This is a genomic window from Rhodococcus sp. NPDC058639 (assembly GCF_042717545.1).
Classification (GTDB): domain Bacteria; phylum Actinomycetota; class Actinomycetes; order Mycobacteriales; family Mycobacteriaceae; genus Rhodococcus.
Genome location: NZ_JBHXRF010000006.1, coordinates 274,937 through 297,991 on the forward strand (window position 1 = coordinate 274,937; position 23,055 = coordinate 297,991).

The 23,055-nt window shown below is 65.7% G+C and carries 24 protein-coding genes, 1 tRNA gene and 1 pseudogene; 13 read left to right on the forward strand and 13 right to left on the reverse strand.

The genetic code is table 11. The features are described from left to right. Positions 1-117: 117 nt before the first annotated feature. Positions 118-255, forward strand: coding sequence for a hypothetical protein (locus ACFWU2_RS14105; protein WP_378606955.1), 138 nt, complete (start codon positions 118-120; stop codon positions 253-255). Between the two features lie 154 nt (positions 256-409). Next, positions 410-682, forward strand: coding sequence for a WhiB family transcriptional regulator (locus ACFWU2_RS14110; RefSeq protein ID WP_378607287.1), 273 nt, complete (start codon positions 410-412; stop codon positions 680-682). Positions 683-703: 21 nt separating this feature from the next. Here ACFWU2_RS14110 and ACFWU2_RS14115 read toward each other — a convergent pair whose 3' ends face one another. The 3 genes from ACFWU2_RS14115 to ACFWU2_RS14125 all read right to left on the reverse strand — a co-directional run bounded on the left by ACFWU2_RS14115 (position 704) and on the right by ACFWU2_RS14125 (position 4,452). Further along, positions 704-2,029: an ABC1 kinase family protein gene (locus ACFWU2_RS14115; RefSeq protein ID WP_378606958.1), complete on the reverse strand. Its 1,326-nt coding sequence runs from the start codon at positions 2,027-2,029 to the stop codon at positions 704-706. Next, positions 2,026-2,925, reverse strand: coding sequence for a TOMM precursor leader peptide-binding protein (locus ACFWU2_RS14120; protein ID WP_378606961.1), 900 nt, complete (start codon positions 2,923-2,925; stop codon positions 2,026-2,028). Before ACFWU2_RS14120 ends, ACFWU2_RS14115 begins: the two co-directional genes overlap by 4 nt. A gap of 93 nt (positions 2,926-3,018) precedes the next feature. Then, positions 3,019-4,452 carry a zinc-dependent metalloprotease gene (locus tag ACFWU2_RS14125; RefSeq protein WP_378606964.1) on the reverse strand — a complete coding sequence of 478 codons (1,434 nt, stop codon included), beginning with the start codon at positions 4,450-4,452 and terminating at the stop codon, positions 3,019-3,021. 87 nt (positions 4,453-4,539) lie between these two features. On the opposite strand from ACFWU2_RS14125, the gene ACFWU2_RS14130 reads away from it, so the two are divergent. After that, positions 4,540-5,562, forward strand: a complete 1,023-nt coding sequence (locus ACFWU2_RS14130) for a PDZ domain-containing protein (protein ID WP_378606967.1) — start codon at positions 4,540-4,542, stop codon at positions 5,560-5,562. A 5-nt stretch (positions 5,563-5,567) separates the two neighbouring features. On the opposite strand, the gene ACFWU2_RS14135 is transcribed toward ACFWU2_RS14130, so the two are convergent. Continuing rightward, positions 5,568-6,170, reverse strand: coding sequence for a PPA1309 family protein (locus ACFWU2_RS14135; protein WP_378606970.1), 603 nt, complete (start codon positions 6,168-6,170; stop codon positions 5,568-5,570). A gap of 190 nt (positions 6,171-6,360) precedes the next feature. Here ACFWU2_RS14135 and ACFWU2_RS14140 point away from each other — a divergent pair, with 190 nt between their 5' ends. Then, positions 6,361-9,357 carry a UPF0182 family protein gene (locus ACFWU2_RS14140; RefSeq protein ID WP_378607290.1) on the forward strand — a complete coding sequence of 999 codons (2,997 nt, stop codon included), beginning with the start codon at positions 6,361-6,363 and terminating at the stop codon, positions 9,355-9,357. A gap of 120 nt (positions 9,358-9,477) precedes the next feature. On the opposite strand, the gene ACFWU2_RS14145 is transcribed toward ACFWU2_RS14140, so the two are convergent. Continuing rightward, entirely contained in the window at positions 9,478-10,044 is a 567-nt protein-coding gene (locus tag ACFWU2_RS14145; RefSeq protein WP_378606973.1) for a transglycosylase family protein, read from the reverse strand. A 449-nt stretch (positions 10,045-10,493) separates the two neighbouring features. Between ACFWU2_RS14145 and ACFWU2_RS14150 the strand changes: the two genes are divergently transcribed. Then, positions 10,494-10,570: transfer RNA gene (locus ACFWU2_RS14150), tRNA-Met, on the forward strand. 57 nt (positions 10,571-10,627) lie between these two features. On the opposite strand, the gene ACFWU2_RS14155 is transcribed toward ACFWU2_RS14150, so the two are convergent. Continuing rightward, entirely contained in the window at positions 10,628-12,316 is a 1,689-nt protein-coding gene (locus ACFWU2_RS14155; RefSeq protein WP_378606976.1) for an acyl-CoA synthetase, read from the reverse strand. A gap of 329 nt (positions 12,317-12,645) precedes the next feature. Here ACFWU2_RS14155 and ACFWU2_RS14160 point away from each other — a divergent pair, with 329 nt between their 5' ends. From ACFWU2_RS14160 to ACFWU2_RS14175, 4 genes are all read left to right on the forward strand, one after another. Beyond that, positions 12,646-13,590: an alpha/beta hydrolase gene (locus ACFWU2_RS14160; RefSeq protein ID WP_378607293.1), complete on the forward strand. Its 945-nt coding sequence runs from the start codon at positions 12,646-12,648 to the stop codon at positions 13,588-13,590. Positions 13,591-13,910: 320 nt separating this feature from the next. Then, entirely contained in the window at positions 13,911-14,441 is a 531-nt protein-coding gene (locus ACFWU2_RS14165; protein WP_378606979.1) for a hypothetical protein, read from the forward strand. 508 nt (positions 14,442-14,949) lie between these two features. Beyond that, the gene (locus ACFWU2_RS14170; protein WP_378606982.1) at positions 14,950-15,225 is read left to right on the forward strand and encodes a hypothetical protein; all 276 of its coding nucleotides are present in this window, start codon (positions 14,950-14,952) and stop codon (positions 15,223-15,225) included. 141 nt (positions 15,226-15,366) lie between these two features. Continuing rightward, on the forward strand, positions 15,367-15,840 hold the full coding sequence (locus tag ACFWU2_RS14175; protein ID WP_378606984.1) for a hypothetical protein: 474 nt from the start codon (positions 15,367-15,369) through the stop codon (positions 15,838-15,840). Positions 15,841-16,969: 1,129 nt separating this feature from the next. Here the strand turns inward: ACFWU2_RS14175 and ACFWU2_RS14180 are convergent. The 5 genes from ACFWU2_RS14180 to ACFWU2_RS14200 all read right to left on the reverse strand — a co-directional run bounded on the left by ACFWU2_RS14180 (position 16,970) and on the right by ACFWU2_RS14200 (position 18,621). Next, a complete protein-coding gene (locus tag ACFWU2_RS14180) occupies positions 16,970-17,347 on the reverse strand; it encodes a hypothetical protein (RefSeq protein ID WP_378606987.1) in 378 nt (125 codons plus the stop codon). Further along, positions 17,344-17,604, reverse strand: a complete 261-nt coding sequence (locus ACFWU2_RS14185) for a hypothetical protein (RefSeq protein WP_378606990.1) — start codon at positions 17,602-17,604, stop codon at positions 17,344-17,346. The genes ACFWU2_RS14180 and ACFWU2_RS14185 overlap by 4 nt, the downstream gene beginning before the upstream one ends. Further along, positions 17,561-18,028, reverse strand: coding sequence for a hypothetical protein (locus ACFWU2_RS14190; protein ID WP_378606993.1), 468 nt, complete (start codon positions 18,026-18,028; stop codon positions 17,561-17,563). The genes ACFWU2_RS14185 and ACFWU2_RS14190 overlap by 44 nt, the downstream gene beginning before the upstream one ends. Before the next feature lie 102 nt (positions 18,029-18,130). Further along, the gene (locus ACFWU2_RS14195) at positions 18,131-18,427 is read right to left on the reverse strand and encodes a hypothetical protein (RefSeq protein WP_378606996.1); all 297 of its coding nucleotides are present in this window, start codon (positions 18,425-18,427) and stop codon (positions 18,131-18,133) included. Further along, entirely contained in the window at positions 18,424-18,621 is a 198-nt protein-coding gene (locus ACFWU2_RS14200; RefSeq protein ID WP_378606999.1) for a hypothetical protein, read from the reverse strand. The genes ACFWU2_RS14195 and ACFWU2_RS14200 overlap by 4 nt, the downstream gene beginning before the upstream one ends. Positions 18,622-18,749: 128 nt before the next feature. On the opposite strand from ACFWU2_RS14200, the pseudogene ACFWU2_RS14205 reads away from it, so the two are divergent. From ACFWU2_RS14205 to ACFWU2_RS14220, 4 genes and pseudogenes are all read left to right on the forward strand, one after another. Next, positions 18,750-18,992 (forward strand): annotated as a pseudogene (locus ACFWU2_RS14205) (ImmA/IrrE family metallo-endopeptidase); the annotation flags it as partial. Positions 18,993-19,133: 141 nt separating this feature from the next. Then, positions 19,134-19,655: a hypothetical protein gene (locus ACFWU2_RS14210; protein WP_378607312.1), complete on the forward strand. Its 522-nt coding sequence runs from the start codon at positions 19,134-19,136 to the stop codon at positions 19,653-19,655. 155 nt (positions 19,656-19,810) lie between these two features. After that, a complete protein-coding gene (locus ACFWU2_RS14215; RefSeq protein ID WP_378607002.1) occupies positions 19,811-20,002 on the forward strand; it encodes a hypothetical protein in 192 nt (63 codons plus the stop codon). Next, positions 19,999-20,367 (forward strand): tyrosine-type recombinase/integrase, encoded by a 369-nt coding sequence (locus ACFWU2_RS14220; protein WP_378607005.1) that lies wholly within the window; start codon positions 19,999-20,001, stop codon positions 20,365-20,367. Before ACFWU2_RS14215 ends, ACFWU2_RS14220 begins: the two co-directional genes overlap by 4 nt. A 4-nt stretch (positions 20,368-20,371) precedes the next feature. Here the strand turns inward: ACFWU2_RS14220 and ACFWU2_RS14225 are convergent, their stop codons facing one another. Both ACFWU2_RS14225 and ACFWU2_RS14230 read right to left on the reverse strand, forming a co-directional pair. Beyond that, entirely contained in the window at positions 20,372-21,586 is a 1,215-nt protein-coding gene (locus tag ACFWU2_RS14225; RefSeq protein ID WP_378607008.1) for an acyl-CoA dehydrogenase family protein, read from the reverse strand. A 28-nt stretch (positions 21,587-21,614) separates the two neighbouring features. After that, the gene (locus tag ACFWU2_RS14230) at positions 21,615-23,006 is read right to left on the reverse strand and encodes an acyl-CoA dehydrogenase family protein (RefSeq protein WP_169651718.1); all 1,392 of its coding nucleotides are present in this window, start codon (positions 23,004-23,006) and stop codon (positions 21,615-21,617) included. Between the last annotated feature and the right edge of the window lie 49 nt (positions 23,007-23,055).

A 23,055-nucleotide genomic window follows, 5' to 3' on the forward strand; every position in this document is an offset into this window, starting at 1 on the left:
AAAATCGGACAAAACCGCAGGTAGAAAATAACTTGTGCCGATCGCACCAGCATTACTATTGTGTATTGCATTGCCACGGGAGAAGCCCGTGCGTGACGACGAAAGCAGGTGCCCGTGATGATCAGCATCAATGTCTATGCGGCCGCCGCTCCCGTCGTGGCGCGCGCCGCATCCGCCGCCCCGCGCACATGGCGCCGGCGCGCAGCAGCCTTCTCGTCCGTGGCCGGACGACTCGTCGGGACACCTACGCGGTAGTCCCTTCCGACTCCAGGCCACGGACAACCGCCCAGCGGACCGTGGCCTTTGTCTTTTCGGCCGGAGTTCGCATCGCATCTCTTCGATCGAACCTCTAGGAGTCCTCGTGCCGAGCGAAAACCCTTCGACCGCATCAGGTGTCGGCGAAAAAACCATCCGTGCGGGCGATTCCCTGCCCTGTCACGGCGACGATCCCGATCTGTGGTTTGCCGAGGCCCCGGCAGATCTGGAACTGGCGAAATCACTGTGCGCCGGATGTCCCGTACGCGCGCGCTGCCTCGCGGCAGCACTGGACCGCGAAGAACCGTGGGGTGTGTGGGGCGGCGAAATCATCAACCAGGGCGCGGTCGTCGCCCGGAAGCGCCCCCGTGGGCGACCGCGGAAGACGACCGTCGCCGAGCCGCGAAAAGAGTTGGTGTACGCCTGAATCGGCTGCCCGGTTACCCGACTAGTCGTCGGTGAAGCCGGGCAGCCATTCGGTGAGGATCGCCATGTACGGAGCCTGCGCGTCGAGTTGCGCGCAGATACCTACCGATCCGAGCAGGACCCGGAAGATGCTCGCGTACTCCGGGGGCAGGTTCAGCGTCCGTGCAGTCCGGAACTGCGCACTCGAGAAATCCGTCGCGGTGCCCGCCACCTTCTGCAGCCACGCCCGCGTGAAATGGAACGACTCGGTCTGAATCGGGTCGGTGAAGGGCCGTAGGTAGTCGGCGATCTCCTGATCGGTGACAGTGCGGCCGGGGAGTACGAACTTCTCGTCGTAGAGCAGGGCGGTCAACTCGTCGAAACGTTCCTCGAGGGCGAGTCGCACCATGCGCCCGAGCACCGGGGGGAATCCGTCCGGCATCGCGGCGGTGGCACCGAAGTCGATCACGCCGAGTCGCCCGTCCTCGAGCAACATGAAGTTGCCGGGATGCGGATCGCAGTGCAGCAGACCAGCTCTGGCCGGACTGCAGAAGTGGAATTCGGCGAGGAGTGCGCCCGCGCGGTCACGTTGCTCGCGGGTGCCCTCGCTGATGATCACCGACAGCGGCGTGGCGGAAAGCCATTCCGTCACCATCACTTTCGGCGCGCTCGCCACCACGCGCGGGATGAGAAACTTCTCGTCGCCGTCGAAGGCCCGCGCGAATGCCCGCTGGCTGTCGGCTTCGGTGCGATAGTCGAGTTCTTCCTCGGTGCGGGCGGTCAGTTCGTCGAGGAGCGCCCTCACGTCCGCGCCCGGCATCATGGTCGCGAACACTCCCGCGAATCGCGACAGCGTCCGCAAGTCCGCGCGCAGTGCTTCGTCGGCCCCGGGGTACTGCACCTTCACGGCGACGTCGCGTCCGTCGGACCACACCGCGCGGTGCACCTGCCCGATACTCGCCGAGGCGGTGGGCACGTCGTCGAAGGATTGGAATCGCTCGCGCCACTTCGTGCCGAGTTGCTGATCGAGCACACGGTGCACGGACTTGGCAGGAAGTGGAGGTGCTGCCGCCTGCAGCTTGGTCAGTGCCTCGCGATACGGCTCCGCGAACTCTTCCGGGACAGCGGCCTCCATGACACTGAGAGCCTGCCCGAACTTCATGGCGCCGCCCTTGAGCTCGCCGAGCACCGTGAACAACTGCTCGGCGGCCTTCGCAGTCATCTCGGCGTCGATCTCGCCGCGATCACCACCCGCGAGGCGCCGGCCGAAACCTACAGCGGCGCGTCCGGCGATGCCCAGCGGGATGCTCGCGAGTTTGGCGGTACGCGAAGAGCTTCTGCGAGGGATGTCTGACACGCTCCCCATCATGCCTGAACGGGGACGGGGATAGTCGAGCAGTCGCAGTCGGGATGGCGGTGCCACCTGCGGGTGATGAGCTGTGTCCTGCGGATATCCCATTCGATCGTGCGGTCGAGGGCGAGCGCTCCGGCGCCCGAGATCCGCGTGGCCGACGCAGTGTCGGCGAAGAACAGGTCGAGTTGCGCCACCGCTGCGGCTACGGTGGCTCCGATCACGGCGCGCTCGGCTCGTCCCTCCCGTCCGGACAACTGTGCCGCGAGCCGGGGCCACGACGGGTCGGCATCGGTGCGAGCCAGGTCGGCGCAGCGCAGGCAGCTGGTACGGCCGGGAACAACGAACGGGCCGATAACGCCGCGTCCATCACGTACGCGGACCGCCAGATGAGGGACCCGGCGGTGCATCAGGATCTGCACGAGCCGCGGATCGGGCACCTGGGTGTCGGCGAGCACGACGCAGTCCGGTAGCCGGGTTGTCAGACCGGCGTCGTCGGTACGCGGAACCGACCGGAACCACCTCGTGTCCCACAGCGAAAGATGCGGGGCGAGTGCGTGTGCGAGAGGCCCCGCTCCGTACAACCGGACGCACGGCGGAGACGACGCGGTACCGGAGGCAGGTCGCGCCGGCCGCACGGATCCTGCGCCGACCAGTTCGTCGAGCAGCGCCCGGACAGCGGGTGCCGGCAGGCCGCGCGCCGCAGCCGCCTCGACGACAGCCTCGTACGACAGGCTCCCGTCCAGCAGTACGAGCAGGGCACGGACATCGAACGCGTCCATGCCGTCGGGAGGCACGATGAGTGCGGCAGTATCGGGACCCCACCCGAGCTGCACCGAACCCTCGGCTCGGTGCAGCACCAGCACATCGGGATCGAGGACGAGACCTGCGGCCGCCCGCACGGGGGATGTCATACGGGCAGCATCACAGGCACCCAGCCCGCCGCGGTCGCCCCCGACGGTGTTGTCCACAGGGCGATCGCGCCTTCTATCAGCGACGACGTGGTGTCAGGAATTCTTTCCGGAATCGTCGTCCGGCTCGCGGTCGGCGGTGTCGTCCCCGTCGTCCGGCCGATCCTTCTCGGCACGCTCGCGTTCCATCGTCTCGCGAAGCTGTGCGATCGGATCCTCGAAGGCACTGGTGCCTCCACCGATGACGCGGTCGACGAATGCGGCGGGATTGTCGAGATCCGACGAATCCGGCAACAGGTCCGGGTGCTCCCACACCTTGTCGCGGGCGTCCGCTCCGGCGTCGGTGGTGAGCCGACGCCACAGCGCCGCGGCTTCCCGCAGCTTGCGGGGACGCAGTTCGAGACCGACGAGGGTCGCGAACGTCTGCTCGGCGGGTCCGCCGGTCGCCCTGCGACGACGCAGCGTCTCGCTCAGCGCCGGCACACCGGGAAGCCGGTCGCCGAGGGCATCGATCACGACTGTCTCGACCCAGCCCTCCACCAGCGCGAGCATCGTCTCGAGTCGTTCGAGCGCTGCCAGTTGCTCGGGTGTGGTCTGCGGCTCGAAGGCACCCTGCTTGAGGATTTCCTCGATCTTGGACGGATCGCTCAGCGCGGACGGGTCGAGACCTTGCGCCAGATCTTCGATCGACGACATGTCCATGCGGATTCCGCGGGCGTATTCCTCGACGATCGCGAGGAGCCGCTGCCGCAGCCACGGCACGTGGCTGTAGAGCCGCTGATGCGCAGCTTCCCGCGCGGCGACGAACACGAGGATTTCCTGGGCCGGTTGTTCGAGGCCCTCACCGAACTCCTCGATCGCGGCGGGCAGCAGGGCTGCGGTGCCGGCCGGGCCCAGCGGCAGGCCGATATCGGTGGAGGTCATGACCTCCTTGGAGAGCTGGCCGAGCGCCTGACCGAGCTGGGAGCCGAACGCGACCCCGCCCATCTGGGAGAACATGCCCATCATCGGTCCGGCCATCGCGCGGGCCTCTTCAGGCAGACCCTGCAGCATCATGCCGTTGACCTGCTCGGCGATCGGGTCGCACAGTCGCTTCCAGGTGTCGAGGGTGTTCTCGAGCCACTCGACGGGCGTCCAGGCGACGGTCTTGGTGGCGCCTGCGGGCAGCGTCGTCGCAGCGTCGAGCCACAATTCCGCGAGCCGCGACGCGTCGCGCACCGCGTCGGCGGTACCCGCAGAGACGGGAGTGACCGAGCCGATCTGCTGGCGTGCCAGCTTGGAGGCGATCTCGTAGTTGACCGGGCCGGCGCCGCCGGTGCCCATCGCGCTGCCCATTCCGGCGAGCATCTGTCCGAACTGGCTCAGCATCTGCCCGAACTGCGCGGGATCGAAGCCCTGCGCGCCGAACGGATTGTCGCCGCCGGGGATGCCGAAGCCGAACGGGTTCCCACCCCCGCTTCCTGAACCCTCGTCCTTTTTGCGGTCGGGGTCGTCGTCGGGATTCGAGAATCCGAAGGGCGTGTCACTCATGTTCTCAACGGTACAAGGCGCGCTGCCTGAGCACGGGCATCGTGGTCACGCTGACCGCGAACATGATCGGCCCGATACTCTGGCCGGGTGAATCGACGCTTCGTGATGCCTCTCGCCGTGCTGCTCCCGGTTCTCACCCTCGTCCTGATCGCGTTCAATCTGACCGTTCCCTATGTCGCTCTCGGTCCTGGGCCCACGTTCGACACGCTCGGCGACGTGGACGACAAGCCTGTCATCGAGATCGAGGGCGTCGAAACGGACGAGACGACGGGCAGCCTCGTGATGACGACCGTCGGTGTCACCGACAATCTCAACCTCGCGCAGACGGTGACGGCGTGGCTCAGCGGCCGGTACGGACTGGCCCCACGGGAACAGGTGTATCCGCCCAACCGCAGCAAGGACGAGGTGCGAGCAGTCGATCAAGCCCAGTTCGCACAGTCGGAGCGCAGTGCCGAACTCGCTGCCCTGCACTACCTGGATCTGCCCGTCACGCTCCGGGTGGCAGAGATCGCGGAGGACGCCCCCGCGTCTGGTCACCTGCAGGTGGACGACCGGATCGTGGCGATCGCGGGTGAACCGGTGGAGACGGCCGGACAGGTGCAGCGTGCGGTCGGAGCGGTCGCTCCCGGCGAGAGCGTCGCGATCACCGTCCTGCGCGGCGACGCCGAGGAAACCATCGACGTCGTGGTGGGGGAGCGACCCGGCGGGGAGGGCGCGGGATTCCTCGGTATCGCGACCGAGGAGATCCCCGACGTGCCGTTCGAGGTGGTCTTCAACCTCGCCGACATCGGCGGGCCGTCGGCCGGGTTGATGTTCAGTCTCGCGCTCGTCGACAAGCTCAGTCCCGGCGAGATCAACGGTGGGCTGAACGTCGCGGGTACCGGAACCATCGACTCCGACGGCATCGTCGGCCCCATCGGCGGCATCACCCACAAGCTCACGGCCGCGGACGAGGACGGCGCCGAGGTGTTCCTCGTGCCCGCCGACAACTGCGCCGAGGCGCTCACCAACGAGCCGGACGGTGTCCGGCTCGTCAAGGTCGAGACGCTCGAGGGCGCGGCCGCCGCGCTCGAATCGATCGCCGCGGGCGGCGACGCCCCCACCTGCTGAGCCCGTCAGTCGTCTTCTTCTGCTTCCAGGGTCGCGTACAGCGCCCCGACCACCTCGGGAGCGAGGTTCTCGTAGGTCCGCAATTCCGCCCCGGCGAAGGGATCGTCGTCGTCGAGGGGACGGAGCTGCAGCAACGTCATCGCCGGCCCGTCACGCAGCACCGCCGCGATCAGCCGCGCTCGTCTGCTGTCGGGGTGTGCGTGCGCTGCGAAGCGGGCGGCCTCGTCCACCGAGTGAGAATCGGTGACGAGCGGAAGCACCGCGTCGTCGAGGTCGGCTTCGGCGTTGGGCGGTAGGACCACGATCTCCTGGACGAGTGCGCAGCCCGCCACCGAGGAAGGCCAGCTCGTGGTCGCGAGGAACTCTCCGAGGGCGGGGCTTCCGCCTTGCACGTCCTCCGGAAACGCTTCCTGTGCGATCGGCGTGTATTCGTGTCCCTCGTCGAGCTGGTCGCCGAGGCTCGGCTCCGACGCCGCGAGCAGCACAGTCGGTACCAGCGCAAACATGACGGGCGGCTGGTCCCATCCCTCGGCATCGACGTAGTCGATGATCTCGTGGACGGTACGCGACAGGGCGGCTTCGGAAGGGACGGGAAGGTGCTGATTCACACGCCTATCCTGTCATTGGTGGGTTGGATCGGTGTCGGCTGTGGGTCCGATGCCGCCGGCCCCGGATCGAGGACCGCGTACCTGTCCTGCGACTAGTCCGTAGAGTGGGGCGAAACGGTCACGCGGTGTGACGCACGAGGTATACATTCGCGGCGTTCTTCTCGCCGCCGGACGATTGGGAGCGTGGCACGTGGGCATGAGGCCCCCGACCGGAGTACCGACGTTGTCGAGACGGAGCAAAGTGCTGCTGGTTCTCGCATTGGTGGCCGCTGTGCTGCTGTTGCTGGGGCCGCGCCTGGTGGATACGTACACCAACTGGCTCTGGTTCGGAGAAGTCGATTTCCGCGACGTCTACATCAAGGTTCTTCTGACCCGACTCCTGCTGTTCTTCGCGGTGGGTCTCTTCGTCGGCGTCGCCGTGTGGCTGGCGATGCTGCTCGCGTACCGGTCACGGCCGGTATTCGTCCCCACCACCGGTCCCAACGATCCGGTGGCCCGCTACCGCACGAGCGTGCTGACCCGGATGCGCGCATTCGGGCTCGGCATCCCGATCGTCCTGGGTGTGCTGTCCGGACTCGTCGCTCAGGCGAGCTGGGTGACCGTGCAGATGTTCTTCAACGGCGGTGATTTCGGTACCACCGACCCGCAGTTCGGACTCGATGTCGGCTTCTACGCCTTCGACCTGCCGTTCTACCGGTTCGTCCTCAACTGGCTGTTCGTGGCCGTCGTGCTGGCGTTCTTCGCGAACCTCGTCACGCAGTACATCTTCGGCGGCATCCGCCTCGCGGGCCGCGGTGGCAGTGTGTCCACTGCCGCACGTGTTCAGCTCGCCGTGCTGGCCGGTGTCTTCGTCGCACTCAAGGCCGTCGCGTACTGGCTCGACCGGTACGAGCTGCTCTGGAGCGGACGCAAGGAGCCCACGTTCACCGGACCGGGCTTCACCGACATCAACGCGGTGCTCCCCGCGAAGCTGATCCTGCTTGCGATCGCCGTCATCTGCGCGATCGCGTTCTTCGCCGCGATCTTCCTGCGCGACCTGCGCATTCCTGCGCTCGCGACGGCGTTGCTGGTGCTCTCGTCGATCCTGGTCGGCGCTGTCTACCCGCTGATGGTCGAGCAGTTCTCCGTCCGTCCGAACGCGGCAGACAAGGAGAGCGAGTACATCGAGCGGAATATCGCTGCCACGAGGGTCGCGTACGGGATCACCGACGACAAGGTCGAGTACAAGGACTACCCGGGGGTGGGCACCACATCCCCCGAGGACGTTCCGGCCGACATCACGACGATCGCGAATGCCCGCCTGCTCGATCCCAACGTCCTGCCCCGAACGTTCACGCAGCAGACGCAGCTGAAGAACTTCTACGGTTACCCGGAGTCGCTCGACATCGACCGGTACGAGGTCGACGGCAAGGTCGAGGACTACATCGTTGCGGCTCGTGAGCTCTCGCCGACCAGTTTGACGGGCAACCAGACCGACTGGATCAACCGCCACACCGTGTACACCCACGGCAACGGCTTGGTCACCGCTCCGGCGAACCGGGTCAACGCTGCGGCGAGCGCATCGGCGGAAGAGGCCGCGAACAGCAACAGCGGCTACCCGGTCTACATGATCAGCGACCTCGCGTCGCTCGCCGCCGAGAACCAGGTCATCCCGGTCGAGCAGCCGCGTATCTACTTCGGTGAGGTCATCGCCGAGGCGGACCCGGATTACTCGATCGTCGGTAACAGCGCGGACGCGTCCGGCCCGCGTGAGTACGACACCGACACCGAGAAGTACACGTACACCGGCAGCGGTGGCGTCGGGATCGGCAACTGGTTCAACCGTCTCGCCTTCGCGGCGAAGTACGCCGAACGGAACATCCTCTTCTCGAGCGCCATCGGCGAAAACTCGAAGATCCTGTTCAACCGCGATCCGCGCGAGCGCGTCACCAAGGTCGCTCCGTGGCTCACCGCGGACGGCGACGCCTACCCGGCCGCTGTCGACGGGCGAATCGTGTGGATCGTCGACGCGTACACCACGCTCGACGACTACCCGTACGCGCAGCGCGCGTCCCTCGAAGGCTTGGTCGAGGACAGCATCGATCAGAACACCGGTCGACTGATCCCGCGCAAGGAGGTCTCCTACATCCGCAACTCGGTGAAGGCGACCGTCGATGCCTACGACGGCACCGTCACCCTGTACCAGGTCGACGAGGAAGACCCGGTTCTGGATGCGTGGATGGGCGTGTTCCCGGATGCGGTGACCCCGCAGGATCAGATCTCCGACGAACTGCGCTCGCACTTCCGGTACCCGGAGGATCTGTTCAAGGTCCAGCGGGAGATGCTCGCGAAGTACCACGTCGACGACCCGCGTGAGTTCTTCACCAACAACGCGTTCTGGTCGGTGCCCGCGGATCCCACCGTGGACACCAGCGCCAACCAGCCGCCGTACTACCTGCTCACGGGTAACCAGGAGAATGCCGAGCCGGCATTCAGGTTGACCTCGGCGATGGTCGGCTACAACCGGCAGTTCCTCTCTGCGTACATCTCGGTGGAGGCCGACCCGGAGAACTACGGCAAGTTCACGATTCTGCAATTGCCTACCGATACGCAGACTTTCGGTCCGGAACAAACGCAGAACGCGATGATTTCCGACACGCGTGTCGCCTCCGAACGCACCCTGCTCGAGAGATCGAACCGGATCCAGTACGGCAACTTGCTCACGTTGCCGATCGCTGAAGGCGGGATCCTCTACGTGCAGCCGATGTACACCGAACGCAACCCGACGGCGGGTAGCACCTCGACGTTCCCGCAGCTTTCGCGGGTGCTCGTGAGCTACCGGGAGCCGGGTACCGGTGGCGGCGTGCGGATCGGCTACGCGCCGACCCTCGCGGCAGCGCTCGACCAGGTGTTCGGCGCAGGCGTGGGCGATGCCGCCACCGCTCCGGGCGGAGTGGCAGTCCCGACGGCCGAAGTCGAGGACGAGGCGCGTGAGGAAGCGGTGCAAGGCTCTGCCGAGTCGGCGCCCGGCGACCAGCCGTCCCCGGCTGCGCCGATCCCGGCGGGCCGCGATGCTGCGGTTGCCGAACTGGATGCCGCACTCAGCGAGCTCGCCGAGGCGCAGAGCAGCGGTGACTTCGCCGCGTACGGCCGGGCGCTGGAACGGTTGCAGCGCGCGACGGACGCCTACGAGTCCAGCGGAGGCTGATCTCCGCGTCCGGTGAACCGCCCGCAGAGCGGTGCGGACGACGAAAGAAGCGGGGCCCCGCGGTTTCTACCGCGGGGCCCCGCTTCGTTTCGTGACGGCGGACGCCGGGGGTCGGCCGGATCAGACGCCGGGCAGGGCGTTGAGGACCTGGTCGAACTGCTCGCCGTAGCCGTACTCCACGGCTACACCGCGCGCGACGTCGATGTACTGATGGACCTCGGCGGGAACGGCGGGGATCGCGATATCGACGTACTGCTGCACCTCGGCGGGGAGAGCGGGTGCTTCCTGGGCGGGAGCCGGTGCCGGTGCCGGTGCCGGTGCCGGTGCGGGCGCCTGTGCGGGTGCCGGCTCTTCGACCGTCAGATACTGACCGCACACGGGCCACGCGCCCGGGCCCTGCGTCTGCAGCGTGTTCTCGGCGACGCGGATCTGCTCCTCCTTCGAGGCCTGGTGCGGCATGCCGGTGCCGCCGTTGGCCTCCCAGGTGCTCTGCGAGAACTGCAGGCCGCCGTAGTAACCGTTGCCCGTGTTGATGGACCAGTTACCACCGGACTCGCACTGCGCCACCGCATCCCAGTTGTGGGTAGCGGCGGACGCGGTACCGGTTGCCAGTGCGAGCGGAACGGTCGCCAGGACTCCGGTGACGAGGACGGTGCCGACGGTACGTTTGCTGAAGAACTTGGTCATGCGTGGTGATCCTCTCGCGCTCGCGGACTGCGGTGGCCCCGGAGACCGGCGCACTCGAGGTGCCGACGTCCGGGCGCGTGTCCGCGCTCTCCGCCCCTCGGACTGTGTCGTCGCCACCGGATCCCGCGGGGGCAGAGTGGACGGCGGCGGGCCGGCGGTGGTTCGGTTGTGTCGAACCGGCACCGAAGGTACAAGTCCCTTTCGGCCGGTTCATCCCGCGAATTGTTACGACGCGGGTGCACGATGTGGGAAAGAAAAAACACGTCGTCGCAGGTCACTACGGCGTGTTGCGCTAGCGAGACAAGATCGTTACCGGAGCGTTATGTGTTGGGGATCATGCGAACTTCGTGGCACCCCTCACTCGTTCGAGCGGGTGAATCTGCGGATTCGGGCAGTCGACCGCGCGATTTGCTTTCCGATTCCGCGCTCCTGTAGGTTCGATCATGCAACGCGGGGTGGAGCAGCTCGGTAGCTCGCTGGGCTCATAACCCAGAGGTCGCAGGTTCAAATCCTGTCCCCGCTACCACGACAAGGCCCGGGAATCACATGTGATTCCCGGGCCTTGCACGTTGTGTACTGCGGATCAGCCTGTGGGCGCGGCAGATTCGCCCTCGTCGGCCCCAGTGTGTGGCAGCTCCATCTCGACGAGTACCCGGCGCAACAGCTTTCCGGTCGCGTTGCGAGGCAGTTCGTCCAGGAAGATCACCTCGCGCGGCACCTTGTACCGCGCGAGGTTGGACCGTACGAAGACCTTGATGTCCTCGCCGTCGCGCGTAGAGGTCGGCGACGGCACGACGAACGCGCGGAGCCGATGCCCGAACTCCGCATCCGAGATCCCCACCACCGCCACGTCGAGCACGTCCTCCCGCTCGGCGAGCAGGTTCTCGACCTCCAGCGGATAGACGTTCTCTCCGCCGGAGACGATCATGTCGTCGTCGCGACCGTCGACGAAGAGTCGTCCCTGCTCGTCCCAGTGCCCGAGGTCGCCGATCGAGAGCATTCCGTCGATGCGCTCCTTGTCGCGGCCGTCGGTGTACCCGGCGAAACTCAGTCCGCTGGAGACGAAGATGCGGCCCACGACGCCGGGTTCGGTGATGCGGTGACCGTCCGGATCGAACAACGCGACCCGGCAGGTCACGGGAGGGCGCCCCGCAGTACCCGGGGCGAGGCGGATGTCTTCCGGTGTCGCGACGGTTGCCACGGCGCACTCGGTGGACCCGTACAGGTTGTGCAGCACATCTCCGAAGGACTCGCGCGTGCGGCGGCACAGATCGGGGGAGAGCGCCGAGCCCGCCGAGAAGATGATCTTCAAGCGCGACGTGTCGTACTCCGCGATCTTCTCCGGACCGAGGTCGAGAATTCGCTGGAGCATCGTCGGCACCACGACCAGCACGTTCGCGTGGTGCCGGTCGATCAGGCTCAGCGTGTCCGTCGGCGTAAAGCGGCGCATCATCACGATCGTCTGCCCCAAGGCGAGTGCGATCGCGAATTGCGACACCCCGGTGCCGTGGAACGCGGGAGCGGCCATCAGCATGGTCTGACCCGGACGCAGCGGCACCCGGTCGAGGAACTGGGCAGAGGCGAGCGGCGAGGTGCGACCGCGCGGCGCGCCCTTCGGTGTTCCGGTCGTGCCGCTGGTCAGAAGCACGAATCCCCCGAAGACCGGCGGTGCCGGAGGCGCGGAGGCGTCGACTCCTTCGATCGCTTCCTCGAGCGTGGGAACACCAGGGACCTCGTCGTCCTTCCACGACACGTAACGACGCACGCTCTCGGGGAGGGCGGCGGCGACGTCGGCGAACTCGGAGTCGAACACGAACGTCGTGACCGCCTCCCGCTCCGCTACTTCCGCGAGCTGGCGCGGGGCGAACCCGGTGTTCATCATCACCAGACGCGCACCGAGCTTGGCGGCTGCGAGCATCGTGACGACGAGCCCGCGATGATTTCGGGCCATGATCCCCATCGACGAGCCCGGAGTGACGCCGGCGTTCTTCCACGCGTGCACGAGCCCGTTCGACCAGACTTCGAGTTCCCGGTAGGTGACCTCGCCCCGTTCGTCGATGATGGCGGCCACGTCCGACCCGCGAGCGGCGTGAGCGTGCACCGGCCCCGCGAAGGGCCCGTACTTACGCGCCGCGGCAATGGTGGCGAGGCTCTGGTCGACCCGGGGGAAGTGGAGGAGGCCCGCCCGCCGCATCACGGCGAGAGCACCGACCGCGTCGGTGACGCTGTCGAGGGCACCGCGGACATTTTTGGCGAGGTCGAGCACCGGCATCGGGAGGCCCTTTCGGCTGCGTGCATGGATAGAGGGAACGGCGTGTGTCCCACCCTAGTAGTGATACGCGTCACAAGGGGCGGAATGTCCGGATCATCGGACGCGCCCACCGTCTCGCACGTCTGCGCATGGTGGGACATGTCACTGAAGAACCCCCGCGACCAGGCGATTCGCACCGAGGGGAGACGGATCGGGGTAATACGGGCGCAGCGGGCACCGATGTACTCGAAGAACACTCGACCGATCGTCCGTGGGCGAACATGCCCACAGAAAGGGTGCAGGTGCTCCGCGTGACCCGCTCCGACAATTCCTCGCTCAGTAGGCGAACGATGCTCAAGACTGCGCTCGCGGGCGCAGCCGGACTCGCCGGCGCCGCGGCCATGACCACCTCGGTTCCGGCAGTCGCGAAGGCAGTACCCGCGGGAGGGTACGAAGAGCTCTGGGTGAACTCGGAGATGGGCCCGATCAAGTGCCAGGTGCAGTGGGCCAAGCGCGGCGGCAGCGCGGCGCTGTACCTGCTCGACGGCATGCGTGCCCGCCCGGACGCCAACGCCTGGTCGTTCGAGACGAACGCCTTCGAGCAGTTCGCGCTCGACAACGTCACGCTCGTGATGCCGGTGGGCGGCGAGTCCAGTTGGTATAGCGACTGGTACAACGCCAGCAACTTCAACCAGCAGAGCGTGACGTACAAGTGGGAGACGTTCCTGACTCGTCACCTGCCCGCAGCGCTCGCCGCGCGCGGGGTCGACCGCACCCGCACCGGCATCGCCGGACTGTCGATGGGCGGCACGGCGGCGCTGAACCTCGCGGCGCACCACCGTGACCAGTTCAAGTTCGCCGCATCCTTCTCCGGCTACCTGTGGCTCAACGCTCCGGGCATGCGCTCCGCGATCCGGATCGCGATGCTCGACGCCGGCCTCTACAACGTCGACGCGATGTATGGTCCGCCGTGGGACGAGTCGTGGGCGCGCAACGACCCGTTCACTCAGGCCGAGAGCCTGCGCGGGTTGCCGATGTACATCTCCGCAGGCAGTGGGATCCCCGGATACGCCAACCACGTCGAGAACATGGTGGACGTCGTGAACACCGCCAACGGCATGGGACTCGAAGCGTTGTCGCTCGCGACCACCCGGGCGTTCCAGGCCCGCCTCGACAGTCTGGGTATCGGTGCGGCGTACAACTTCCCGAACGTCGGCACCCACAGCTGGCCGTACTGGTCCGAGGAACTGTGGCGGGCCCGTCCGCACATCCTGGACGCACTCCGCGCCCGCTGATCCCCCCCGAGACGACCGACGGGCGGCACCTCGTGGTGCCGCCCGTCGGTCTGTTCGGTTGAGGAGCAGGCTACTTCAGCTCCGCCGACGTCCTGCCCAGCACGCGTCGCGCGACGATGAGCTGCTGGATCTGCTGGGTGCCCTCGAAGATGTCGAGGATCTTCACAGGAATGGGAGGCTACCAGGGCGAATCGGGTTCGTGCAGGTCATGACCTGTTTGATGTGTGGGATCTGTGGGGTGATTTCGAGCGCTAAGGGAGCGGAGTCGGGACCGCCCCGCGTCAGTAACGCGGAGACAGACCGGACGCGATGATCCGATCGTGAAACTTCGTGCCGCACTCATCGCCCTGCCCGCCGCTCTACTGCTCGCTGCCTGTGGCGGATCCACCGACACCGACGACGCGGTTGTGGAGACCACTACGACTGTCGCCGCGACGACAAGCACCGCCGCAACCACCTCCGCTCCTGCGTCGACCTCGGCATCCGCCCTGACGACGACTGCGCTCGATCCGCGCTGCACCGCGGCCCCGTCCGGCACGGTCACGCTCGTTGATACCGCGCTCGTCGACGACGTACATCTCCAGGATCCGTGGACCGTCGAGGGGGAGGGCGTGACTTATGTCGCCGGAAATATTCACGACGCGGCTGGCGAGCGCGTTTCGTCGGCAGACGTCTGGGCATTGAGCGACGGGGTGCTCTACTCATTGTCGAGCGATGCGCGCGAGCGCAGCGTGGCAGTAGATGGTCGCAGCATCCTCGGGATTTCCGCCGGCGACGAGTACGGCTCACTCGTGCAGAATTGCGTAGCGACGTCGGTGCGGAATCGCAACATCGAAAGCCGCGGCAACTGACTGTTCGATAAGATGTTCGAGCACGGGCGGTGGGACTTCGGTCCGGGAAGCACCCGCCCGCGCTCCTCATCTCAGAGTGCTCGAGCATTCCCATGACGCGCAATCGCTCACGAACTTCGTCTGGGGTGACGTCCAGTTAGACGCAGGGCCTACGTCATCCGTTCACTCTCGGTTCCACATAAAAAAGCACCCCACCTGGAGAGGTGAGGTGCCCAAGGAGCCAGATCGTAGGTCTTCTTTCTCAATTTCTCGAGGTCACAAGACCTATTGTGACCGAACTCACACTCAAACGGATAATCTTGGGTGTGGATAACAGTTTGATCACGATATGGTTACCACCGCAGGGATGATCACAACCGTGATCATCCGCCCAGGGTGGTTCAGCGTCGCAACTGTAACTTAACTCCGGGTGCCTTCAAATTGCAACTCCAGTAAGTCAGCCTCGGCGGCCTGCAAGCGCGAGGCGCTGGAGAACGGAAGCACTGTGTCCGAAGATCAGCTTGAGATTGTGTCCGCAGAGGACGCCGCCACTCGGGTCCGCCAGACCGTCGTAAAGGGACGGGACCTCAACCGTTCCTACGTGGGCAAGTTCCTCGCGGGAGAGGCTGACGGCTACTGGCGTCAGGGCAGGATCGAGGAATTGATTCCTGTGATCACGGACCCGCGGGGCTCGTGGCACGCGACGGTGACGTGGGGAATGACTCCCACGACTCCGTCATCGACGCAGAGGTTGCGCATTCCCTTCTCTGCGGATGTTGTGTTCGTGGAGATCGCGCCGGCGTAACTCCCTGCACTGACAACGGGACCCGACATCATGTTGGGTCCCGTTGTCGTCGACGCGTAGTTCTGTGGCGCCGTGGAGCACGAACCTTAATTGGGCTGTTGCCCAGTAGGGCACGGTAGCCCTGCTATGGTCCGTCTCTGCATGATCAACCGGTTGACAATACCGAAGGTGGTGTCCCCCTTGGGCTCTGTAACGCAATGGACCTGCGATACCTGCAACGATCCGATCACGAATCCCGAAATGGCCGTGGTCATTGGGAAGCGAGATTCGAACGACCAAGTCTTGGGCTGGAAGATTGTGCACAAGCAGTGCGACCCTAGTAGCGGACAGGTTGACTCGTTCAGCGTCGAGTTGACTCGCTACCTCGGCGACGACGGTCTCTCCACTCTCCTTTCGTTGCTGTCGCCAGGCCCCCTCAAGGGCGGCAACGCCGTGGTCCCGGCGGACCTCAACGAGTTCGTTGACCTCGCGCGACGCCTCCATATTCCGCATTACGAGGAAGCGCGAACACGATTCGACGAGGACTCGGTCCGCGATGAGCTGTTTGAAGCGGCGGAAGGGTTTCCCTACATGACCGACACACTGTCTCGAATCGCGCAGGGAAAGATCGGGTAGGAAGACCGGATGCGACGAATGGCCCCGCCCTCTTCGGAGGGCGGGGCCATTTCGCGCAGGGTATGGGGACGCGTTACGGCCGGGCGTCAGGTGGAATCAATCCGAACTCTCGCTGGATCTCGCGATGCCGCTCCCGTATTTCTGGGCGAGGCATAGGCGAGCGCGGTGGTTCGACACTGCCTTTCAAGCTGTAGAGTTCCCGGATCGCTTCTTCCAGACGGTGACGCTCACGCGCGTCTGGCGGCACAGTAAGGGCGTTCGCGATACCGCCGGCACCCGCCATTCCTGGGTCATCGACATCGAGTCGAGCCTCCAGTGCGTCGATGCTCGTCTGTACTTCTTGGAGAAATCGAGTCATCTGTCCATCGTGACCTACCGGGATGTCTCACGCCGCTCATAAGGATGCGTTACGAGCGGGTTGCCCCAAAAAATCACCGACTGGCGCACATCTATCCGGTCAGGCACCGGCGTTTGCGACAGCACGAGACCAGAGTGTGACCCTCGTCGCAACCCTGCGGTGCGAAAATCGGAGCATGGTGAACTTCGGTGACGCCGCGAATCAATCCGACGAGGAACTACTGGAGAGCAAAGCGTTCTGGGAACGAAGACTTCACCATTTCATATCCACGCGGGAGGTTGCCGGGGTAGCTATCGCACGTGAAGCTATCGAGAGCCTGACGGCCGAAGCCCGTCGGCGCGGGCTTTGCTGAACAGGAGGCAGGGCAGGATGAGTTCGTGACATCGCTGACTTTTTCTGTCCGGCAATATGGTCAAGGTGGACGACGACGATCTGATACCTGACGAGATCCTGCAATCTCGCGCCCAGCAGCGCGCGCTACGGGTTTTTTTGGATGGACATTCCCAGCAGATGAAGGTTGGCGCTCAGCCGTCCGCTTCGGCCGATGAAGTGATCCCTCTGTCGCTCATCCTTCGAAACATGTTTCTTGAGTCGCAGACATTGATCGACATCGCCAACCGGAAACACCAACTACGCATTCGATATGCGTCCCGGAAGATGCGGACCACGTGGTCCCGCCACCCCACATCCTCGCTCAACTTGAGCCCTGGATGCGTGAGCAATATTCGCGACCACCGAAGAACTTCTGGCAAGCAAATTTTGAGCCCGAGGCTACCGATGACCCGGAGTACCCCTTCCCCCATCCAATATCTGAAGAAGAAGGCCTGGTTGAGGAACCGTGTAGCGATCGCGAACTCGACGCCGATCACAGTTCGCGACTTGATTGTCTTTTTCGCCAACCGATACGGGGGCGCGGCCCTGCAGCGACTGGATCGCTGTCAGACCCACCTCGGCGCCGTAGAGGATCGCGGCAGTCGCATTGTCGGGCTTGCCCTGGTAGTCCTTCGGCACCATGTTCGTGCCGGCAAGCGCGGAGCCAAGCTTGTGGGCGGCGTTCATGGCTTCGGCCTGCCGCATGAGCGCATCGAGGGCGTCACCGCCCGGCATCGGCGCGGGCGCGCCGGGCTGGTACTGCTGGATCTCGGTCATGCACTTACTCCTTCGAGGAACTCGGACTTGCTGTTCGGGTAGAGAGAGACGTTGTCGCCCCTCGCGTTGCGGCGATCGGCGATCTTGTGGCCTTGGCGCATCGCGTACTGGGCGCGGCCCATGCGGTCGAGGATCTGGATCTTCAGGCCGCGCTCCTCGGACTCGAGGAGCTTCCGGTCCGCGACGGTGCGCAGGTAATCGGCGACGAGCTGTTCATCGAGTTTGACCTCTACGTCCCGATCGATGTCCGGGTGCAACCTGCGCAGGCACTCGTACGTCGTGACGGAGTTGTCGAGTTCGGGCGGGGTGCCGGAGTCGATGGAAGCGACCCAGGCGGCAACGCGCTCGACGATGGTCTGCGCGAGATCGGCAGTAGTCGATCGGGATCTCGCCCGATCCGTCGTCGCCGAACTCCTCGAGGTCGCGTGCGGTCTTGACCTCGACGATCTTGCGGCTCGAACCACGTGATGCCCGTCGGTCGATGGTGGCGGCGGCAAGCCAGATTCCGGGCAGGTTGGTGCGGTGGTACTGCACCTCCTTCTGTGATGCCCGCCAACCCGGATTACGTCGCAGCCAGAACTCGCGGGCAGCGAGCTCAGCTGCGTGGCCGTAGTCGAACAGCTCCTGCGTCGCCTGGCTGATCGGCGCCGGATCGACAAGGCCGGCCATCTCGTGCCACAACGCGTACTGCGACTGCCAGCGCGAGACGCCGAGGATGGCAGGGACCTTCGAGGCGGGTGACCGTGCGGCGCCACTCGGGCGAGCCGGGGGTGAGGTCGAGGGTCACGGCGTTACCCCCAGAGAGCAGTCGAGAGCGATCTCGCGGGCCCGGTCGGCCGCGGCGCCGTCGTCGAACACGGGCTTGTTCGCCTCGGGATCCGGATCGGCGACGAGGTGCGCGATCTCAATCTCATCGCCGGGTGTGCTGATCTCGATGTATGCGACGGCTTGCGTGTGCTTCTCGCAGATGCGCTGCCATTCGAGCGGGCCGACCTCGCGCCACGCTCCGTGACCGTCGAGGTCGGGCATCTCGTTGATGACGTCCAGGACGCTGTCGAGGATCTCGTCGGGTGTGCTCATGCCCACGCCTCCCCACTGGCGGCGAGGGCCTTCTTCCGGGCAAGCTCACGTACGACGAGGTATTCGGCTTCCTTGAGGGCGAAGGAAAGCTTGTCGAAACCGCCAGCGAAGGCGAGCTTGCTCTCGAACTCGCGACTCGACTCAATCCAACGCTGCAGCGGCACAATCCCGGCCGCTCGAGTGGCATTGTTCATCCGCTCAAACCCCAGTCCGCTCCCACTCTCGAGGAATTGGAGGGAGAGGAGTACGTGGCAATGACCCGGGGTGACGACGAGTACGACGATGACTCGACGGACCACGATTACACGCCGTAGGACCGGTGGTGAAGCGGCTCTACGAGGCCGTCGCCGCTGCTGGGATCTTCGTCGTCGAGGGGGACATCCCCAGCAGTGAGCCGGCCAGGTACTACCCATCTCACCGGTGCATCGTTCTCGAATCCGGACTGCGTCAACGCGATGCCGTAAGCGCGCTCGGTCACGAGCTCGGGCACCACCACTACGGGCATCGGTGCGCGCTCGACGATCTGCTGCACGCCAAGCAGGAGCACCAGGCCGACGAGTTCGCCGCCCAGATCCTGATCACCCCTGCCGAGTACCGAGAGGCCGAACGCCTTCACGGCACCCACGAAAGGTGCGATCGCCCATCACCTCGGTGTCACCGTCCGCATCGTGCAGGTGTGGAAAGACCTGTGGATGAGGAGAAACTGATGAAGCCCCAGAAGTGCATCCGCGGCGGGAAGGTGCGGTGGGTCGCGCGCTACATCGGCGCCGACGGCAAAGAGCGCACCAAGACGTTCGACTTCGAGCGGGATGCGAAGGACTGGGTCCGCGACCGCGAGAAGGAAGTCCGCGACGGCGACTGGATCGACCCGAAGTCGCAGGAGATCACCGTCGCCCACCTGTGGCGCTCATGGGAGCAAGCCGCACATACGGACGGAACCCGTAAGGTACACGAGCAGGTCGGCCGTAATCTCGGTCGGCTTGCCGGCACCCCGATCGGGAAACTCCGCGGCTCGCACGTGCGCGACTGGCAACACGAGCTGCGCACCGGCCACTCATGGGTGAAGGGCTGCGAAGGCCTCAGTGATGCGACGGTGCGGAACTTCTCGGGCCAGCTCGCCGGGTGCATGAACATGGCAGTGTCCGATGGTTTGCTGCGCAATCACCGTGCGCCGGGATCTCCACTCGGCGACGCGGCTACAAGGCGGTCACCCGCGCCGAGATCCTGACCGGCGAGCAGGTGTGGCTTCTCGTAGACGCGGCCCGACGAGGCGTGCCGAAGGGTAGGGGAGCGGTGCCGGTGCATCCGACCCTGGCGCATGATCGTCGTCGGCGCGGCGACGGGACTGCGTGCGGGCGAGCTCGCGGGTCTGCGGATCCGTCGGTGGACTTCCTGCGCAAGGAGACCACGATCTCGGAGCAATCGAAGGCGGGCACGTCGGAGTTCTCGTGGGTTCCACTGAAGACGAAGATGAGCCGTCGCCTGCCGCTGCCGGACGTGGCGCTCGAAGCGCTCGCGAAGGAGCTCGAGGAGAACCCGTGTGCGGACCGGTCGATGCCAACCTTCGAACTGTGAAGGGTCAGATGTGGTCGTCGTCGACGCTGGGCAAGTCGTTCAAGCTGGTGCGCGATCGTCTCGAGATGGACGAGGAGATCACCTGGCACAGCCTGCGACACTTCTACGCGTCGACGCTGACCTTCTCGGGCGCAAGCGTGAAGACGGTGCAGGAGCGGCTCGGGCATTCGACACCCACGACGACGCTCGAGGTGTACGCCCACCTGTGGCCAGGGGAGGACGAGCGGACCCGTTCGGCAGTCGACTCGGCGCTCGGCCGGGACCAGGTCGGGACCGACGATGAGACGGAAGCGTCGAAAACGGAAGCTGCCCCCGCCGCCAGCGAGGGCGACGGGGGCAGCGACGTGGAAGAGCGAGCGCTCTGACCTGCTATTTCAGTTCGGCTGAGGTCTTGCCCAGCACGCGTCGCGCGACGATGAGCTGCTGGATCTGCTGGGTGCCTTCGAAGATGTCGAGAATCTTCGAGTCGCGCGACCACTTCTCGAGCAGCGGGCGCTCCGAATAGCCGTACGTGCCGGCCAGTTCGACTGCCTTGAGCGAGACGGCCGTACCGGTACGACCTGCCTTCGCCTTGGAAATCGACGCCTCGAGAGAGTTGGGCTTCTTGTTGTCCGCCATCCACGTCGCGCGGAGCGCGAGCAGATACGCGGCCTCCCAATCTGCCTCGAGTGCAAGGAATTCGGCGGCCGCGGCGTGCTGGTTGTTGGCGGGCACGTCGTAGGACACCTCGACTCCGGCGTCCTTGAGGATGGCGCGCAACTCCTCGAGCACCGCACGGCCGAGACCGATTGCCATACCCGCGACGATCGGACGGGTGTTGTCGAAGGTCTGCATGACCCCGGCGAAACCCTTTTCGGCGTTCACCTCGGGTGAGCCGAGGATGTTGTCCTTGGGAATGCGGCAGTTGTCGAGCAGCAGGACGGCAGTGTCGGACGCCTTGATACCGAGTTTGTGCTCGAGCCGGGCCACGCTGAGGCCCGGTGCTTCCCGCGGCACGACGAACGACTTGATCGCGGCCCGACCCTGGGACTTGTCCACGGTCGCCCACACGACGACGTGCGTCGAGCGCTCGCCCGCGGTCACGAAGATCTTCTCGCCGTTGAGAACCCACTCGTCGCCGTCGAGCACGGCGGTGGTGGTCACCGCTGCGGAGTCGGACCCGAATCCGGGCTCGGTGATCGCCATCGAGGCCCACACCTTGCCGAAACGTTCGAGTTGCTCATCGGTGGCGACGGCTGCGATGGCGGAGTTGCCCAGGCCCTGATAGGGGATCGACAAGGTGAGGCCGACGTCGCCCCAGCAGGTTTCGATCACATTGAGGAGACCGGCCATGTTGCCGCCGTTGAGATTTCCGGACGCGCCTTCCGACTTGGCCTTCGCGTCGCGTCCGAGGGTCGCGCCCGCGGTGCCTTGACCCGAATCGTTGAGGCCCTCGACCATGGCCGCCATCGTGTCGAGCTCGACGGGGTACTCGTGCTCGGCGAGATCGTATTTACGGGAGATCGGACGGAAGATCTGCGCGGCGACCTGGTGGGCCTGGTTCGCGGAAGCCTTGAGCTTCTTGGGAAGTTCGAGATTGATCATCACAGGTTCCTTGTTCGGATCGGGCCGCTCAGATGAGGACGACGCCTTCGGCGACACCGATGGCACGCAGGTCGCGGTACCAGCGCTCGACGGGATGTTCCTTCGTGAAACCGTGGCCACCGAGCAGCTGCACACCGTCGAGGCCGATCTTCATGCCCTTGTCCGTCGCGAGCTTGCGGGCGAGCGCGGCCTCGCGGGCGAACGACAGGCCCTGCTCCGCACGCGACGCGCCGCGCAGGGTCACCAGACGCATGCCGTCCAGTTCGATCTTGATATCGGCGACCATGAATGCCACGGCCTGACGATTGCTGACCGGTTCGCCGAACGCGTGCCGCTCGTTGACGTAGGGGATCACGTAGTCGAGCACCGCCTGGGAGGTGCCCAGCGCGAGCGACGCCCAGCCGAGGCGCGAGAGTCGCACGGCGTCGGCGTACTGCTCGGCGCGCACGTCCGGGTTCTCGTCGCCGAGCAGGGCGGACTGCGGAACCGCGACGTCCTCGAGCAGCAGACGTCCGAGTCCGGCGGCGCGCAGGCCCATGCTCGGGTCCGCCTCGATGACGACACCCTTGCTCTTCGCCTCCACGATGAAGAACGACGGCTTTCCGTCGAGTTCCGCTGCGACGATGAACAGTTCGGCGCTACCCGCGGCCGGCACGAGTGCCTTGACGCCGTTGAGGCGGTAACCGCTGGGGGAGCGGACCGCCTTGGTCTGCAGCGCGAACGGGTCGAACAGTGCACGCGGTTCCGCGACCACCACCGACGCCTGAGGCACGTCCTCGCTCGCGAATGCGGGCAGGTAGGTCTGCTGCTGCTCGTCGGTGCCCCACTGGGTCAGCGCGACGGCGACACCGCTCGGGGCGAGGATCGGAAGTGCGAGACCCATGTCGCCGTGCGCAAGCGCTTCGGCGACCAGGGAGTTGGTGACGACGCCGCGTTCGGTGGCGACACCGTCGAACGCCTCGGGGACGTTGACCATGGTGATGCCGAGTTCGGCGGCGCGTGCGAGCAGGTCCGCGGGGGCGGCAGCGGCAGCATCGGCGTCGTAGGCGGCCGGGCGGATGATCTCGGCGGCGAACTCACGCACCGTTTCCGTGATCATCTGCTGATCGTCGGTGGGCGTGAGGTCGAAGAAGTCGGCGTTCTTCGCCGTCGTCAGACGCTGCGGCGAACTGCCGCCCGAGACCTTCTTGAAGGTGCGGGTCGCGGCGCCGAGCGTCTTGAATCCGGTCTTCGTGGATTGGTACGTGACCCGGTCGATGGTCTGCCGGATGTTGTACCGATCGGCGAGTTCGGACCCGGTGATCCGCGTGAGAACGCGCATCGCGGCACCCATGGCGTCGCGTTTGAACGGGTTCAGACCCACGGCGGACGTGTCGCGAGGTGTGTTCCGGGGCACGCTGTCTTGCTTGCTCATGATCACCAGAGGTTTCTCGATGCGGGAGCGGACGGTGACCTATCTTACTTCTGAG